Annotated in this window: 1 pseudogene; it reads left to right on the top strand. The window is 46.2% G+C overall.

Going from position 1 to position 249, the window contains the following annotated elements:
* Positions 1-40: 40 nt before the first annotated feature.
* A pseudogene (locus Q4528_RS15155) lies at positions 41-249 on the top strand (HlyD family secretion protein); the annotation flags it as partial.

Below are 249 nucleotides of genomic sequence, written 5' to 3'. Positions count from 1 at the left end.
GCTGATATTTTCTATTACTAGTCCAGAATTAGACGCCAAATTGGAACAAGCAAAAGCCGGACAAGAAGCCGCGTCAGCCATCGCAGAGCAAGCTGAAAACGGCGCACGCAGCCAAGAAATATCAGCTGCTAAAGATCAATGGCAAAAGGCACTAGCAGCCTCTAAATTGGCAGAAAAAACCTACCAGCGAGTAGATAACCTATTTGAAGACGGCGTAGTGTCTGAGCAAAAGCGTGATGAAGCCTATAC

Origin of the sequence: Staphylococcus pasteuri (assembly GCF_030547725.1) — a bacterium.
Taxonomy (GTDB): domain Bacteria; phylum Bacillota; class Bacilli; order Staphylococcales; family Staphylococcaceae; genus Staphylococcus; species Staphylococcus pasteuri.
This window is presented reverse-complemented; position numbering and strand designations above follow the sequence as displayed.